Annotated in this window: 15 protein-coding genes; 13 read left to right on the top strand and 2 right to left on the bottom strand. The window is 64.5% G+C overall.

Features of this window, described 5'->3' with window-relative positions; all coding sequences use genetic code 11:
- Positions 1-59: 59 nt before the first annotated feature.
- The 10 genes from ACSQ8Y_RS08830 (at position 60) to ACSQ8Y_RS08875 (ending at position 12,442) form a co-directional block, all read left to right on the top strand.
- Complete coding sequence (locus ACSQ8Y_RS08830) at positions 60-602, top strand: TRAP transporter small permease subunit (protein WP_436266071.1); 543 nt, start codon at positions 60-62, stop codon at positions 600-602.
- Positions 599-2,350: a TRAP transporter large permease gene (locus ACSQ8Y_RS08835; protein WP_436266072.1), complete on the top strand. Its 1,752-nt coding sequence runs from the start codon at positions 599-601 to the stop codon at positions 2,348-2,350. The genes ACSQ8Y_RS08830 and ACSQ8Y_RS08835 overlap by 4 nt, the downstream gene beginning before the upstream one ends.
- Before the next feature lie 127 nt (positions 2,351-2,477).
- Entirely contained in the window at positions 2,478-2,981 is a 504-nt protein-coding gene (locus ACSQ8Y_RS08840) for a hypothetical protein (protein WP_436266073.1), read from the top strand.
- A gap of 15 nt (positions 2,982-2,996) precedes the next feature.
- On the top strand, positions 2,997-4,691 hold the full coding sequence (locus ACSQ8Y_RS08845) for a putative bifunctional diguanylate cyclase/phosphodiesterase (protein WP_436266074.1): 1,695 nt from the start codon (positions 2,997-2,999) through the stop codon (positions 4,689-4,691).
- 89 nt (positions 4,692-4,780) lie between these two features.
- Positions 4,781-5,185, top strand: a complete 405-nt coding sequence (locus ACSQ8Y_RS08850) for a hypothetical protein (protein ID WP_436266075.1) — start codon at positions 4,781-4,783, stop codon at positions 5,183-5,185.
- Positions 5,178-6,632 carry an RAD55 family ATPase gene (locus ACSQ8Y_RS08855; RefSeq protein WP_436266076.1) on the top strand — a complete coding sequence of 485 codons (1,455 nt, stop codon included), beginning with the start codon at positions 5,178-5,180 and terminating at the stop codon, positions 6,630-6,632. Before ACSQ8Y_RS08850 ends, ACSQ8Y_RS08855 begins: the two co-directional genes overlap by 8 nt.
- 53 nt (positions 6,633-6,685) lie before the next feature.
- A complete protein-coding gene (locus ACSQ8Y_RS08860) occupies positions 6,686-7,648 on the top strand; it encodes a sensor histidine kinase (protein ID WP_436266077.1) in 963 nt (320 codons plus the stop codon).
- Between the two features lie 161 nt (positions 7,649-7,809).
- Positions 7,810-9,531 (top strand): PAS domain-containing sensor histidine kinase, encoded by a 1,722-nt coding sequence (locus tag ACSQ8Y_RS08865; protein ID WP_436266078.1) that lies wholly within the window; start codon positions 7,810-7,812, stop codon positions 9,529-9,531.
- A gap of 17 nt (positions 9,532-9,548) precedes the next feature.
- Positions 9,549-9,926, top strand: coding sequence for a response regulator (locus ACSQ8Y_RS08870; RefSeq protein WP_436266079.1), 378 nt, complete (start codon positions 9,549-9,551; stop codon positions 9,924-9,926).
- A complete protein-coding gene (locus ACSQ8Y_RS08875; protein WP_436266080.1) occupies positions 9,923-12,442 on the top strand; it encodes an EAL domain-containing protein in 2,520 nt (839 codons plus the stop codon). Before ACSQ8Y_RS08870 ends, ACSQ8Y_RS08875 begins: the two co-directional genes overlap by 4 nt.
- Positions 12,443-12,452: 10 nt before the next feature.
- Here the strand turns inward: ACSQ8Y_RS08875 and ACSQ8Y_RS08880 are convergent, their stop codons facing one another.
- Positions 12,453-13,250: a substrate-binding periplasmic protein gene (locus ACSQ8Y_RS08880; protein ID WP_436266081.1), complete on the bottom strand. Its 798-nt coding sequence runs from the start codon at positions 13,248-13,250 to the stop codon at positions 12,453-12,455.
- 155 nt (positions 13,251-13,405) lie between these two features.
- On the opposite strand from ACSQ8Y_RS08880, the gene ACSQ8Y_RS08885 reads away from it, so the two are divergent.
- Together ACSQ8Y_RS08885 and ACSQ8Y_RS08890 are read left to right on the top strand one after the other, a co-directional pair.
- On the top strand, positions 13,406-14,017 hold the full coding sequence (locus ACSQ8Y_RS08885; RefSeq protein WP_436266082.1) for a hypothetical protein: 612 nt from the start codon (positions 13,406-13,408) through the stop codon (positions 14,015-14,017).
- Positions 14,014-14,523 carry a DUF4123 domain-containing protein gene (locus tag ACSQ8Y_RS08890; protein WP_436266083.1) on the top strand — a complete coding sequence of 170 codons (510 nt, stop codon included), beginning with the start codon at positions 14,014-14,016 and terminating at the stop codon, positions 14,521-14,523. Before ACSQ8Y_RS08885 ends, ACSQ8Y_RS08890 begins: the two co-directional genes overlap by 4 nt.
- A gap of 3 nt (positions 14,524-14,526) precedes the next feature.
- Here ACSQ8Y_RS08890 and ACSQ8Y_RS08895 read toward each other — a convergent pair whose 3' ends face one another.
- Entirely contained in the window at positions 14,527-14,991 is a 465-nt protein-coding gene (locus tag ACSQ8Y_RS08895; protein WP_436266084.1) for a carboxymuconolactone decarboxylase family protein, read from the bottom strand.
- A 179-nt stretch (positions 14,992-15,170) separates the two neighbouring features.
- Between ACSQ8Y_RS08895 and ACSQ8Y_RS08900 the strand changes: the two genes are divergently transcribed.
- Positions 15,171-15,842 (top strand): DNA-binding protein, encoded by a 672-nt coding sequence (locus ACSQ8Y_RS08900; RefSeq protein WP_436266085.1) that lies wholly within the window; start codon positions 15,171-15,173, stop codon positions 15,840-15,842.
- Positions 15,843-15,886 lie beyond the last annotated feature (44 nt).

Consider the following 15,886-nt stretch of genomic DNA (forward strand, 5'->3'; position numbering starts at 1 on the left):
ATATTCGGGTAAGATCGCAAGCAACAATCGTTTTATATGAACAATACCCGGGACAACTTATGCAAGGACTACTCCGCATTTCGCACTGGCTGGACAAGATAGGCTACCGCTGCGGACAACTGGCCAGTCTGATGATACTGGCCTCATGCGTCATCAGCGCCAGCAACGCGATGATACGTTACGGCTTCGACTGGAGTAACAACTGGCTGCTCGAACTGCAGTGGTATCTGTTCGGCGCCGCCGTCATGCTGGGCGCCAGCTACACTTTCCAGCGCAACGAACACGTGCGCGTGGACCTGGTCTACGGCCACGTATCGGAACGCAAGCAGATGTGGATCGACGTGTTCGGCATCATCTTCTTCCTGTTCCCGGCCTGCTTGCTGTTCGCGTGGCTGTCCTGGTATTCGCTGTTCCTGCCCTCGTGGGATGTGCTCGAACAGTCCAGCAATTCGGGCGGCCTGCCGCGCTACCCGATCAAAATCATCGTTCCCCTCGGTTTCGCGATGCTGACGGTGCAGGGCGTGTCCGAACTGATCAAACGCCTCGCCGCACTGGCCGGCAAAGCCCATCTGGATAGCAAGTATGAAAGGCCAGTGCAATGATTCCTCTCGAGTTGATGCCGCCGCTGATGTTCGGCGGCTTGGTAGTGTTTATGCTGGTCGGCTTCCCGGTGGCGTTCTCGCTGCTGGCGGTGGGCCTGTTCTTCGGCCTGATCTCCATGCAGCAAGGCTTCTTCGGCGTTGCCTTCATGCAGGCGGTGCCGCAGCGTATTTTCGGCAGCGTGCTGGCCAATGACCTGTTATTGGCGATTCCCTTCTTCACCTTCATGGGGGCGGTGCTTGAAAAATGCCGCCTGGCCGAAGACATGCTGGACTCGATGGGCCAGCTGTTCGGCAAGATGCGCGGCGGCCTGGGCTATTCGGTCATCATCGTCGGCTTCATCCTGGGCGCCATCACGGGCACGGTGGCGGCGCAGGTGATCGCCATGGCGATGATTTCGCTGCCGGTGATGATGCGTTACGGCTACCACATGCGCTACGCCACCGGCGTGCTGGCCGCGTCGGGCACCATCACGCAACTGGTGCCGCCGTCGCTGGTCCTGGTGGTGCTGGCCGACCAGCTGAAAACCCAGACCGCCAGCGCCGACGTGGGCAGCATGTACCTCGGTGCATGGGGCCCGTCGCTGGTGCAGATCTTCCTGTTCGCGCTGTACACCTTCATCCTGTCGCGGGTGCGCCCGGACTGGCTGCCGGCCGCTCCGCGCGACGAAAAGACGCTGGAAGGCTGGCCGCTGTGGCAGCAATGCCTGCGCGGCATCGTGCCGGCCGCCGTGCTGATCTTCATGGTGCTGGGCACCATGATGCTGGGCATCGCCACGCCGACCGAGTCGGGCGCCATGGGCGCGCTGGGCGCCGTCATCCTGGCGGTGTTACGCCACCCGGAGTTCAACGCCCGCGACAAGATCGTCTTCCGCGCCGGCATGGCCGCGATGGTGCTCGCCGCGCTGATCGGCACCTTCTACTATGACAAGCTGACGGGCCTGGCGCCGGTCGCCAAGCCTTTCGTGCAAGCCGCGCTGGCGGTGCTCTACGTCGCCGTGGTGTGGCTGATCGTGCGCGCCTGGCGCATCAATCCGCTGCGCGAATTGATCAAGCTGAGCTACCAGTCCACCATGCGCCTGACCGCGATGGTGGTGTTCATCCTGATCGGCTCGACCTGCTTCTCGGTCGTGTTCCAGGGCGTGGACGGCGGCCGCTGGGTCGAGCACCTGTTCACCGGCATTCCGGGCGGCTGGATCGGCTTCCTGCTGGTGGTCAACCTGTTCGTGTTCTTCCTGGCCTTCTTCCTGGACTTCTTCGAGATCGCCTTCATCGTCGTGCCGATGCTTGCGCCGGTGGCGCAAAAGATACTGGCGCCCGAGCTGGAGGGCATCATGGGCAGTCCGGAAGCGGCGGCCTCGGCCTCGCTGGTCTGGTTCGGCGTCATGCTGTGCGTGAACATGCAGACCTCCTTCATGCATCCGCCGTTTGGTTTCGCGCTGTTCTACCTGCGCGGCGTGGCGCCCAAGGAAGTCAAAAGTTCGGACATCTATTGGGGCGCCTTGCCATGGGTGGGCCTGCAGATGATCATGGTGCTGCTGGTAGCGATCTTCCCGCAGACGGTGACGGTCTTCCTCGACCGGGGCACGCCGGGCACGGTGCAAAGCGGCGACCTGAATATCGAACGCCCGGCCGGCGACAATCCGCAAGGCGCGGAGCCGGAGTTCCAGATTCCGACCTTCGAGGACAGTACGCCGGCGGCGCCGGCCAAGCCGGAACCCGCTCCGGCCCCTGCGCCCGACAAGAAGTAGTTGCAAACAGGAAGTAGTTGCAAACAAGCCGCCCACGGGCGGCTTGTTGATTTAGTTTTGCAAATGAACGCCACGCAAGCTGAAATTGTCTTATAGTAAATTCCTTGCTGCTCGAAAACTGCGGCGTATGCCGACTATCGCCATCCTGATGAACAGCATCGTTATGGGTCGTTTGCAGTTCTGGATGGGATGGATCATGGCGACGGACGGTGAATACCCCAACAAAATACTGGCCTGGCTGCAGCCCGCCACAGGGCAGCCGCTGTCGCGGCGCTTTCTGCCGCTCTGGCTGGCCCTGAGATCGGAGCTGGCGCCCATAGTTGGCGACAGCGGATTTTCCGCCTTGTTCGCCCGCTGCCTCTCTATCCGCGGCGACCTGTTCCCTTGGCTGTCGCCGCCGCCGGCCGCCGCTGGCCTGCTGAAAATGGATTTCGGCGAACTGGCCGTGAAGCTGGCGATCACGCTTGAGGAGCAGGCGCCGGACGTGGGGCTGGCAGCAAGCCGGGCGCTGTTTGCAACGTTCTACGACTTGCTGCTGGTGCTGGTCGGCGAGCGCCTGCTAGCCGGCGTTCTCGATGCTGTCTGGAAGCGCCCAGGGTTCCGGGAGTCCGCCGGCCGATTGGCCACCTGACCATGCGAGCGCGCCATGTCCGAGAATAACGACGCCCTCATCGCCGAACGCCGCTTTGGCGGGCGCGACAGCCTGCACGACAGGCGGGTGGGCGGCCAGGTCCGCGACGGCCTGCTGTCCGCGCGGGAGGAACTGGTGACCGCGCGCGAAACGCTGGCAGGCATCCGCGACCGGACCGCCGACGACAGGGAGGTCAGCATCCAGCGGCGCGAACGCACGGTCGGCCTGCGCGAGGAGGCGGCGCTGCGCCAGGAGCAGCACTTGCGCGCCGCCGACAGTCTGCAGCGTACGCAGGAAAGTCATATCGTCAAACTGCGGCAGGCCAACGAACACCTGATCATCACGGCCCTGCAGGCGCAAACGATGACCGAGGAAGTGCAGCGCGCCAAGGACCTGATGGGGCACATGGCCCACCACGATTTCCTGACCGACTTGCCCAACCGCGCCTTGCTGACGGAGCGCCTGGCGCAGGCGATTGCCATTGCCAAGCGGCAAGGTACGCGGCTGGCGGTGCTGTTCGCCGACCTCGACCGCTTCAAGGTCATCAACGATTCGCTCGGCCACGCCGTGGGCGACCTGCTGCTGCAGACGGTGGGGCAGCGGCTGCTGGCCGCCGTGCGGGCCACCGACACCGCCTGCCGCCAGGGCGGCGACGAGTTCGTGGTGCTGCTGTCCGATGTGGCCAACGAGCGCGCCGTGTCCGACATCACCGACAAGATGCGCCGCGCGATCGCCGAACCGTACCAGATGGGCGCCGACACCGCCTACATCGGCGTGACCATCGGCGTCAGCATGTATCCGGAGGATGGCGAAGACGCCGAAACGCTGATACGCAACGCCGACGTCGCCATGTATCACGGCAAGCGCAGCGGGCGCGACAGCTGCTATTTCTATCATGCCGAGATGAACACGCGCGCCATCGCGCGCCAGCGCATCGAGGCCGACCTGCACCAGGCTTTGCAGCTGGGGCAGTTCGAGCTGTACTATCAGCCGCGCGTCGCCCTGGCCAGCGGCACCATCACCGGCGCCGAGGCGTTGCTGCGCTGGAACCACCCCGAGCACGGCCTGGTATCGCCGGCGCGTTTCATCCCGATCGCCGAGGAGTGCGGCTTGATCGTCGAGATAGGCCAGTGGGTGCTGCGCGAAGCCTGCCTGCAAGCCATGCGCTGGGAAGCAGCGGGGCTGGTTTCCGGTACCGTCTCGGTCAACATTTCGGCGCTCGAATTCCGCCACGGCGCCTTCCTGGCCTGCCTGCGCAGCGTGCTGGCCGAGACCGGTTTGCCGCCGGCAAAGCTGGAGCTGGAGATCACCGAAGGGGTGCTGATGCACGACGCCGCCAACAGCGCCGCCGTGCTGCGCGAACTCAAGGATGTCGGCGTGATGCTGGCGGTCGATGATTTCGGCACCGGTTATTCCAGCCTGAGCTATTTGAACCAGTTCCCCATCGACGTGCTGAAGATAGACCAGTCCTTCGTGCGCGATATCGCCGGGGCGCCCGGCGACGGCGTCATCGTCAGCGCCGTGATCGCGATGGGCTCGAGCCTGGGCCAGCGCGTGGTGGCCGAAGGGGTGGAGGACCAGGTGCAACTGAGCTTTCTGCGCGAGCGGCTGTGCGACGAGGGGCAGGGCTTCCTGTTCAGCCGTCCCTTGCCGGCGGCGGATTTCGGTGTGCTGCTGGCGCAGCGGGGAGCCGAACATGGACGCGGCTGAGCCGCAAGGAAAAGATAACTTATTGCCAGCTTGCGATTGGCAGTACACTAGCGGCCAACAACCTATTCGCTTGATTGAACCGACACTCCATGGCGACTAACGACCAGCGGCACAGCTTGATACAGCGCCGCGTAATGCATCGCCCCGGCGCGGTGGCCGAAGACAGCGTGTTGCTGTGGAAACGGCTGGCCGTCGAACTCAGCTCGCTGGTCGGCGAGGCCGCTTTCCAGACCTTGTTCGCCCGTAGTGTCCACTTGGCGCGCGTGACTTATCCGTGGCTGACGGACGGCGCCGACCCTGGTTTCGACCGGCTGCGCGCCGCGCTGGAACAGCAGGACGCGGGGCTAGCGGGCGCAGCGAGCATCGCCCTGTTTACCACCTTCACCGACACGCTGATCCTGCTGATAGGGGAGTCGCTGACCACCACCATCTTGTATACGTCCTGGGGACAGGACGCCGCGGATACCGCCGCAAAGGAACCGAATCATGAGTAACAAAGTCAACATTCATCGCCTGGTTTCCGGCGTGCCGGGCCTGGACGAGCTGCTGGGCGGCGGTATCCCGGAGTATTCCTTCAACCTGCTGGCGGGCACGCCCGGCAGCGGCAAGACCACGATGGCGCACCAGATCATGTTTGCGCTGGCCGGTCCCGAGCGGCGCGCGCTGTTCTTCACCGTGCTCGGCGAGCCGCCGCTGAAGATGCTGCGCTACCAGCAGCAATTTCCCTTCTTCGACGTGGCCAAGGTGAACCAGTCGATCAAGTTCGTCAACCTGGCCAGCGATCTGCTGGAGGGCGATTTCGACCGGGTGCTGGCGCGCATCGCCGACGAGGTGCGCGACTTCGCGCCCAGCCTGGTGTTCGTCGATTCCTTCCGCTCGGTGGTGCAGTCGGCGCAGGCGATGGAGAAGGGCAGTGCCGGCCTGCAGCACTTCGTGCAGCAGCTCGGCATGCAGATGACCAGCTGGCTGGCCACCACCTTCCTGATCGGCGAATACCTGGCGCCGGAAGCGGAGTCCAGCCCGGTGTTCACGGTGGCCGACGGCATCATCTGGATGTCGCAGCTGGTGCACCGCGACGCGCTGGTGCGCAAGATCCAGGTGGTCAAGATGCGCGGCCAGGCGCAGAGCCTGGGTGTGCACACCTTCCGCATCAGCGACGACGGGGTCGAGATCTTCCCGCGCGCCATGCTCAAGGCCGGCGGGCAAGCCGTCATCGTGGGCAACAAACGGCTTTCGCTGGGGGTTGCTGAACTGGACAAGATGCTGGGCGGCGGGGTGCCGGCCGGTTATTCGCTGCTGCTGGTGGGGCCGTCAGGCTCGGGCAAATCGGTGCTGGCCACGCAGTTCCTGGCCGAGGGCGTGCGCCTGGGCGAGGCCGGGGTGATCGCGGCGTTTGAAAAAAGCCCGAACCAGCTGCTGAGCCGGCAGCTCGACTCGCTGATCGAGAGCGGCCAGGTGGGCGTGATCAACACCCGCACGCTGGACTTGTCGATCGACGAGATCCTGGCCGACCTGGTGGCGCTGATAGGCCGGCTCGACGCCAAACGCGTGGTGATCGATTCGCTGTCCGGCTTCGAACTGGCGCTGGCGTCCTCGTCGCGCGAGGACTTCCGCGAATCGCTGTACCGCATGGTGGCGGTGCTGACGGCGATGGGCGTGACGGTGCTGATGACCGCCGAGCTGGAGGACCGCTATGAAATGCTGCGCTTCAGCGCCTACGGCAATGCCTTCCTGGCCGACGCCATCGTCATGCAGCGCTATGTGGAACTGGAAGGCCAGTTCCGGCGCGTGCTGTCGGTGGTCAAGGTGCGCGCCAGCGAACACAGCAAGGAGATCCGCTTCTACGATATCGGCGCGGACGGCATCGCGATCGGCGAACCGCTGTCGCAGTTTGTCGGCGTGCTGACCGGCCGGCCGCTGCCGGCCGGGGGGGCGCTCTGACAAAATTGCAAATAGAATAATTATTTGTAATAAGTAGGGTATGATGTATCACCATGATCCACAAACAGCCGCCGCCTGCGCCCGTGGCAATGCCGGAGCCTCCCAACTTCGTGCTGAACGGGCTGTACGCTTGCCATGTGCAAGAACTGGGGCAAGTGCGGCAGGTCATAGACGAACTGGTTGAATTTGCCGGGGAGCGCGAGAGCGACAGGCAGAAGGCACACCAGTATGCGTCCCTGGTGCCGCAATTGCGCGAGGCCAACGAACATTTGGTAATGGCCACTTTCGGCGCGCAGGATTCACAAGCCGCCGCCGAGGAACTCAATCGCCGGCAGACCGAATTCCTGTCCATGCTGGCGCATGAATTGCGCAATCCCTTGCAGCCGGTGATGCTGGCCAACGACAGGATAGGCAAGCTGTCCTGCTATCACCCGGACCTGCCCATGCTGCACGGCATTATCGGACGCCAGGTCAGGCACCTGGTGCACCTGGTGGACGATTTGCTGGATGCATCGCGCGTCAGCAGCGGAAAATTACACATCGAACCGCAGTTGCAGCCCTTGTCCGACATTCTCGCCAGCGCCATGGAGATCAGCCGGCACGCCTTCGATAGCCGGCGCCAGGAGCTGCAGTTCGAGCAACCGCCGGCCTCGCTGGTCGTGAACGGCGACCGGGTGCGCATGGCGCAGGTGTTTTCCAACCTGCTGCTCAACGCCAGCAAATACACCCATGCGGAAGGCTGCATCCGGCTGGGCGTGCGCGCCGCCGCCGACAAGGTGGAGGTGACGGTGACGGACAACGGGGCCGGCATTCCGCTGGAAACGCAACCCCATATTTTCGATCTGTTCACGCAAGGGCCGCATCCGCCCGGCTTGGCGTCCGCCGGGCTGGGTATCGGCTTGTCGCTGGCGCGTACCATCACGGAGCTGCATGGCGGCACGGTGCGGGTGCACAGCGCCGGCAGCGGCAGCGGCAGCGAGTTCACCGTGACGTTACCCTTGTCGGCGGCTGCATGAGGTAGAACTGAAGCCCACCCGAGGCCGGCGTGCCGTGCGCGGCCGCAATGCCGACCCTGCTATATTGAAGTTCCTCCTCCTCCTTGCCACCGGCCTGTTCGTCATCCAGTGCTGTTCGGCGCCAATCTGCGAGCCCCTCCCGCAGTCTATTGGAAGCGAACATGCATACGACAGGATTTGGCAGCGGCGACACTGAGCGCCCCGGGCTTTCTGCTGGGCACCTCGAATTCAAACGGCAGGCCAACCTGCTCAAAACCGGCGCCTTGCAAGATGCCATCTTCAACAGCGCCTACTTCTCCAGCATCGCCACCGACGAGCGGGGCGTGATCCAGATCTTCAACGTCGGCGCCGAGCGCATGCTGGGCTACCAGGCGCTTGACGTGCTGAACCGCATCACGCCGGCCGACATCTCCGACCCGCTGGAACTGATCGCGCGCGCCGCCACGCTCAGCGAGGAACTCGACACGCCGATCTCGCCGGGCTTCGACGCGCTGGTGTTCAAGGCTTCGCGCGGCATCGAGGACATCTATGAGCTGACCTACATCCGCCAGGACGGCAGCCGCTTCCCGGCCATCGTGTCGGTGACGGCACTGCGCAACGCGCGCGAAGACATCATCGGCTACCTCCTGATCGGCACCGACAACACGGCCCGCAAGCAGGTCGAGGCGGCCCAGGCCGTGCTGGACCAGCGGCTGCGCGACCAGCAGTTCTACACCCGTTCGCTGATCGAGTCCAACATCGACGCGCTGATGATGACCGACCCGCAGGGCATCATCTCGGACGTGAACCAGCAGATGATAGAGCTGACCGGGTGCAGCCGCGACGAGCTGATCGGCGCGCCCAGCCGTACTTTCTTCACCGAGCCGGCGCTGGCAGATACGGCCATCCAGCGCGTGCTGTCGGAGGACAAGGTGCGCGACTATGAGTTGACCGTGCGCGCCAGAAACGGCCTGGAAACCGTGGTCTCGTTCAACGCGGCCACCTTCCACGACCGCGACAGCAAGCTGCAGGGCGTATTCGCGGCGGCGCGCGACGTGACCGAGCGCAAGCGCTTCGAACGCGCGCTGGAGGACAAGAACATTGAACTGGAGCACGCCAGCCGCATGAAGTCCGAATTCCTGGCCACCATGTCGCACGAGCTGCGCACGCCGCTTAACGCCATCATCGGTTTTTCCGAGGCGCTCAAGGACGGCCTGATGGGGGAAACCTCGGCGCTGCAGCACGAATCGATCGACGACATCTTCAGCAGCGGCCAGCACCTGCTGTCCTTGATCAACGACATCCTCGACCTGTCGAAGGTGGAGGCCGGCATGATGGCCCTGGAATTGGAAGCGGTCGACCTGCGCAGCCTGCTGCAGAACAGCCTGGCCATCGTGCGGGAAAAGGCGGCGGCCCAGCACATCGGCCTTGAGCTCGACATCGGCGAAGGCCTGGGCGTGGTGCAGCTGGACGTGCGCAAGACCAAACAGATCGTCTACAACCTGCTCAGCAACGCGGTCAAGTTCAGCGCCAACGGCGGGCCGGTGCAACTGTGCGCGCGCCGCGTGCAGCGCGACGGCGTGGGCCGCCTGAAAGGCGACTGGCCGGTGCACCGCTTCCCGCAGGCGGACAACGAATACAACGACTTCGTGGAAATTTGCGTGAGCGACCACGGCATCGGCATCTCGCAGGACAATATGGGGCGGCTGTTCCAGGCCTTCAGCCAGATCGACAGCAGCCTGGCCCGCAAGTTCGAGGGCACCGGCCTGGGCCTGGCCATGGTCAAGCAACTGGCCGAACTGCAGGGCGGCGCGGTGGCGGTCTCCAGCGCCGAGCGCAAGGGTTCGCGCTTCGCGGTCTGGCTGCCGCTGCGCGCCGCGCCGCACGGCGCCGAAACGGCCTGAGGCGGGGGAACGCGGCCATGGCCAGAGTGCTGGTGATCGAGGACAACGCGGCCAATATGAAGCTGGCCTCACTGCTGCTGCGCAACGCCCATCACAGCGTGCTGTGCGCGGTGGACGCCGAGGCCGGGTTGACGATCGCGCGCACCGAGCTACCCGACCTGATCTTGATGGATATTCAGCTGCCGGGGATGGACGGCCTGGCCGCCACCGCCATCCTGAAAGGCGACCTGGCCACGGCCGGCATCCCCGTCATTGCGTTGACGGCCATGGCGATGAAGGAAGACCAGGAGAAGAGCCGCCGGGCGGGGTGCGACGCCTATATCGCCAAACCGCTCGGTTACCGCCAGCTCTACGCGATGATAGACGCACTGCTACCGAATGGACGCAAACCATGAGCATTTCCTCCCCCACGATACTGATCGTCGACGACGAGCCGCAAAACCGCCGCCTGCTGGCGGTGCTGCTGCGCCCCGAGGGCTACCACACCGAAAGCGCCGCCAGCGGCGAGGAGGCGCTCAGCGCGATCGCCAATTCAGCGCCCGACCTGATCCTGCTCGACATCATGATGCCGGGCATCGACGGCTATCAGGTGGCCAGCATCCTGAAAGGCAACCCGGCCACCGCCAACATCCCCATCATCATGGTCACCGCGCACGGCGAGCGCGGCGCCCGCCTGGCCGGGCTGGAAGCGGGTGCCGAGGAATTCCTGACCAAGCCGGTCGACCGCACCGAACTGTGGCTGCGGGTGCGCAACCTGCTGCGCCTGAAGGCCTTCGGCGACTTGCAGGAGCACAGCTTCGTGCTGGAGCAGCAGGTGGCCGCGCGCACGGCAGACCTGCAGCGTTTCCGCACGGCGATGGACGCCACCGCCGACGCCATCATGCTGGTCAGCCGCGACACCATGCGCTTTGTCGAGGTGAACGCCACCAGTTGCAAGATGCTGGGCTATACGCGCGCCGAGATGCTGGCGCTGGGGCCGGTGGCGCTGGGCGCAGCCACGCGCGGCGAACTGGAGCAGGTGTACGATTCGGTGATCGCCGGGCCGCTCAACCACAAGCTGAGCGAAGCATCCCTGCTGTGCAAGGACGGCTCCAAGGTGCAGGTGGAGGTCAACCGCCAGGCCATGTTGTCCGGCACCGACTGGATCATCGTCAGCGTGGTGCGCGACGTCACCGAGCGCAAGCAGGCGCAGCAGCGGCTGCAGCACCAGGCGCACCACGACGCGCTGACCGGCCTGCCCAACCGCAGCTTCTTCTACGAGACGCTGGGCAAGACCATCGCGGTGGCGGCCGGCCACGACTGGAAAGTGGCGGTGATGTTCATCGACCTCGATCACTTCAAGAACGTCAACGACACGCTCGGCCACGCCATCGGCGACGAGCTGCTGATCCAGTTCAGCAACCGGCTGATGACCTGCGTGCGCATGCGCGATACGGTCGGCCGCCTGGGCGGTGACGAGTTCGCGCTGATCCTGGTGATGCAGCAGGGTCACCAAGGCGCGGCCCAGGTCGCCACCAAGATACGCGAGGCGCTGCACCTGCCGTTCGAGTTGAAGGGCTACGAGGTGATCATCACGGCCAGCATAGGCATCACGGTCCATCCCGACGACGGCACCGATCCGGATGTGCTGATCAAGTACGCCGACACTGCCATGTACCAGGCCAAGCACGCCGGACGGGACACCTATCGCTTCTTCACGCCGCAAATGAACGTCGATGTGCTGCAGCGCCAGGATCTGGAGAACGCCTTGCGCAGGGCCATCGACAAAGAGGAATTCGTGCTGCACTACCAGCCCAAGGTGTCGCTGGCGACCGGCCAGGTGCTCGGGCTGGAGGCGCTGCTGCGCTGGGACCGGCCCGGCCACGGCCTGGTGGTGCCGGCGCTGTTCATTCCGGTGCTCGAGGAGAGCGGCTTGATCGTGCGGGTCGGCAGCTGGGTCATCGCCACCGCTTGCCGCCAGATCAAGGCCTGGCAGCACGACGCGGCCGGGCCGGTGCAGATCTCGGTCAACGTGGCCGGGCGCCAGTTCGTCGAGGGCGACCTGGAGGTCGACGTGGCCAACGCGCTGGCCGACAACGACATCCCGGCCGGGCTGCTGGAGCTGGAGCTGACCGAGACGTCGCTGATGGTGAACACGGCGCGCACCATCGAGTGCCTGCGGAACCTGCGCCGGCGCGGTGTGCAAGTGTCCATCGACGACTTCGGCACCGGCTACTCCAGCCTGGCCTATCTGCGCCGCTTCCCGATCGACAAGCTGAAGATCGACATCGCCTTCATCCGCGACGTCACCAGCAACCCCGACGACGCGGCCATCGTGCAGGCCATCATCACCATGGCGCACAGCCTGAACCTGGAGGTGATTGCCGAAGGCGTCGAGACGGAGGCGCAGCGCGCCTACCTGCTGCGCCACCATTGCGACCAGATGCAGGGCTACCTGGTCAGCCGTCCCTTGCCGGTCTCGCTGATGAGCAAGCTATTGGTGGCGCGCAAGGCCATGGGGCGGCCGCCGGCGGCCGGGCCGGAACGCCAGACGCTGCTGATCGTCGACGACGATCCCTTCATGCTGGAACTACTGGCAAGCCAGTTGGACGGCGAGGACTACCGCGTGCTGCTGGCGCAATCGGGCGCCGAGGCGTTCGAGGCGTTGGCGCAGAACGACGTCCAGGTCATCCTGTGCGACCAGAGCATGCCGGCCATGGAGGGGACGGAATTCCTGGACTGTGTGAAGACTATGTACCCGGACACCTTCCGCATCGTCTTGTCCGGCGAAGCGGACCTCGAGCAGATGATGGCGGCGGTCAATCGCGGCGCAGTCGACCGTTTCTACACCAAGCCCTGGCGACGGGAGGAACTGCTGACGAACTTGCGGCAGGCATTCCTGCGCCAGCGGCAGCCGCCCGCGGCCGCGTGAATTGTTCAGCTCAATTGGCGGCCGGCGCTGGCGCCTTGGGCAAATCCGGGCCGCTCCCAAGCTGGTACTTTTCCAGCAAATGCCGGTACTCGGTGGTCTGCACGAACTTCTTTAGCGCGCTATCGAAGCGGTCGCGCAGCTGTGTCAGTTGGCGACGCTTGGAAAAGCCGACGAAGCTCGGCACGATTTCGATGGGCGGCGACAGCTGGATGATCGTTGCGGCCTCATCCCGAAGGCCCGGCAGGCCGAGCGTGGCTGCCGCCGTGGTGATATTGCTGGGAACCAGGTCGACACGGCCAGCGGCAAGCTTGCGAAAATTCTGTTCGACATTGGCAGCCTCGTCGACGATCAGCCCGGACCGCGCCTGCTCAAACTTCGGCCCGTAATTCATTTGGCGCACCACCCCTACACGCAAACCTTTGATCCGTCCCAGATCGCCATTGAAGGAAGGGCCGGAGTTCCTGCGCGCATACAAATGGATGGTCTGGGCGATGACAAGTTCATGGCTGTAATCCAGAAACAGCTCACGCTCGGCGGAGCGGTAAATGGTGAACACGCAGTCGGCTTCCCCCAGCCGCACCTTGGCCATGGAGCGCTCCCACGGGAACAAGGCAATCGTGACCTCGGCCCCGAGTTGCTGGAAGATGCGTTGAACGAGTTCGACCGCGAAGCCGGACGGCTCGGCGCTGCCCGGCGCCTGGCTGATCAATGGGGGATATTCGAACGACACGCACTGGTAGGATTCAGCGCTGGCTTGATTGGCGCGCAGGAGCAGCATGAGAAATACCATCAATAATCGGCGCAGCATGCTATGTCTCCCTGGCCCGGAAAACCATCTTGAAATAATTCTAACCCAATACCGAACACGGCAGGTGGCCATGGCGTTTTTCCGATAGTTTTAGAGAGAATTGACAGGTGTGAAAGATGGCACAATAGGCACGACTCCCTCACGTCTGCCACGCCATGAACGTCCGTATCAGCGACCATCCCTTCCGGCTTGAACTCAGCGTGTTCCGTGCCTCTGGCGGCGCCGGTTCGGTGCAGCACGCCAATGCCAACGATGTTTACCGTTACCTGAAGGCCAGCAACGGCCGCGCCTCAGCTCCGGACGACTTGCGCGAGCTGCTGGGACGTAACAGCACCCGCGCCTTGCGTTCGGACGAGGACTTGTGGCGCGAAGCGGCGGCCCAGGTGATGATGGGCCAGTTGTTCCTGATTCAGCAGCAAACGCGGTCCCAGGCCGGCGGCGCCGCCGTGGACGCTGCGGAAGGGCCGGTCGCCGAGCGCCCCAAGCGGCCCGGCGTGTCGCCGCCGCCGCCCTTGCCGCCGCCGCGCAAACCGGCCGTGACGGAGGCGCCGCAGCCGGAACCCGAGCTGACCGCTTTGCTGGAGCAGGACGTCCAGGCAGCGGCGCTGGAGCAGGCCGCCGAGAACGGCACGCCGTTCTGCGAAGTGTGCGAAAAGGCCAAAGCGGCACGGGCGCAGGCGGACGCCGACGCGCAGGCTGGCCGGAATGCGGACACGAAGTCGAACGCTGAATTGGGCGCTAAGCCGGACAGCGGGACGGCCGCGTGAGCGTGGCCTTCGATCTCGACGCGGCGATCGCCCAGCTCTGGCCGCAAGGCGACAGCGTCAGGGCGCCGCAAGTGCATATGCTGGCCGACGGCGCGCGCGACCCTGACATCGCGCCCATGATACGGTTCGGCAAGCTCGACTACGATTGCCTGTTTGCCGAACCGCTGTCGCCCCGCCTGCGCGCCGCAGCGCCCTACCTGGTGCACCTGGCGGCGGACTCGCCGCAGTCGCGCGAGATGCTGCGCCGCTGCAGCGAGGACTCCTGGGGCATCCTGGTCAAGGCGCCGTCGCATGTGACCACGCGCCAGTTGCGCCTGCATTTCAAGAAGCTGTTGTGGGTGCAGGACGAGCAGGGCCGCAAGCTCAATTTCCGCTTCTACGACCCGCGCGTACTCAGCGTCTACCTGCCGACCTGCACCCGCGCCGAACGCGAAACCGTGTTCGGGCCGGCGCAGGACCTGTATTGCATGGAGCAGGGCGGCTTGCGCCGCTTCGTCAGCCGCTAGGCCTTACATGCCAGGCGCCGGCACTTCCGGAATCTGGTTGCGCAGGCTCAGGTTAATCATATTCCAACCCTTGATCACGGAGATGGCGAACGCCATTTCGGCGACTTCGGTTTCGTTGAAATGCTCGCGCAGTTCGCCGTAGGCCGCATCGGTGTGGTCGACCTGGGGCAGCGCGTTGACCGCTTCGGCCCAGCCCAGCGCGGCGCGCTCGCGGGCGCTGAAGAAGGGCGCTTCGCGCCAGCCGGCGATGGCGTTCAGGTGGCGATAATCCGCCCCCTGCTTGACGAGGTCGCGCCAATGCATGTCGACGCACACACCGCAACCGTTGATCTGGGAGACGCGCAGATTGATCAGTTCCACCAGGCGCGGGCCCAGGGAGCTTTGCTTGACCGTCATGGACAGGGCAACCATGGCTTTCAGCGGAGCTGGAGCGAGGGTAAAGAAGGGGATGCGGGCAGTGTGGGTCATGATTTGTCTTTCGGTTTGTGGGACGGCACCGGATGTGCCGCCTTCCATACCTGTAAGACGCGGGCCGAAGCGGTTTTGTGACAGCTGAACGAAAAAAATCGGAAAATAGTTCACTCCGGCGTTGAATCATATTAGTATGTAATTACATGGTATGTAATGGAACGCTTGACGGAGAATAAATGGCACGCATCGGACTTGATAAATCGGCCGTCAAGAAGGCCCGCGACGACCTGCTTGCGCAATCGCTCTATCCTTCGGTGGACGCGGTGCGTGTCGCGCTGGGTAATACCGGATCCAAAACCACCATCCACAAATACCTCAAGGAACTGGAGCAGGAAGACGGCGGCGGCGCGCGCAAGGGCGGCATCAGCGATGCCTTGCAAGAGCTGGTCGGGCGCCTGGCGGCAAGGCTGGAAGCAGAGGCGGAAGAGCGCCTTGCGGCTGCCGTGGCCGGGTACGAGGACAAGGAGCAGCGGCATTTGGCGGCCGAAAAACGGATGCAGCAGGAGTTGTCGGAAGCCCTGCGCCGCCACGAGCAGCAAAACCAGCAGTCGCAGGCGGACATCCGCAAGCTGCAGCAGTTGGGCGCTACCGCGCAGGCGGAGGCAACGCGGCTAAATCAGGACAATGCCAAGCTGGTGGCCGACCTGGCACACGCCCGCCTCGCAGCTTACGACGCCCAGCGCGTTGCCAGGGAGCAGGACGCGAAGATTGAGCTCTTGAACGCGCAGGTGCGCGAGCTGGAACTGGAGCTGGCCGGCGCGCGCGCGATCACGGACGGGCAGCAGGGGCTGGCCGCCGAATTGCGCCGCATGCTCGACGGGCACGGCGGCTCCGGAAAGTCTGTCTAGACACGCAAGCAATAACCCACCCCACCCATCAACCAACCCAAAAC

This window comes from Pseudoduganella sp. LjRoot289 (assembly GCF_964252925.1).
In the GTDB taxonomy this organism is placed as follows: Bacteria; Pseudomonadota; Gammaproteobacteria; order Burkholderiales; family Burkholderiaceae_D; genus Rugamonas.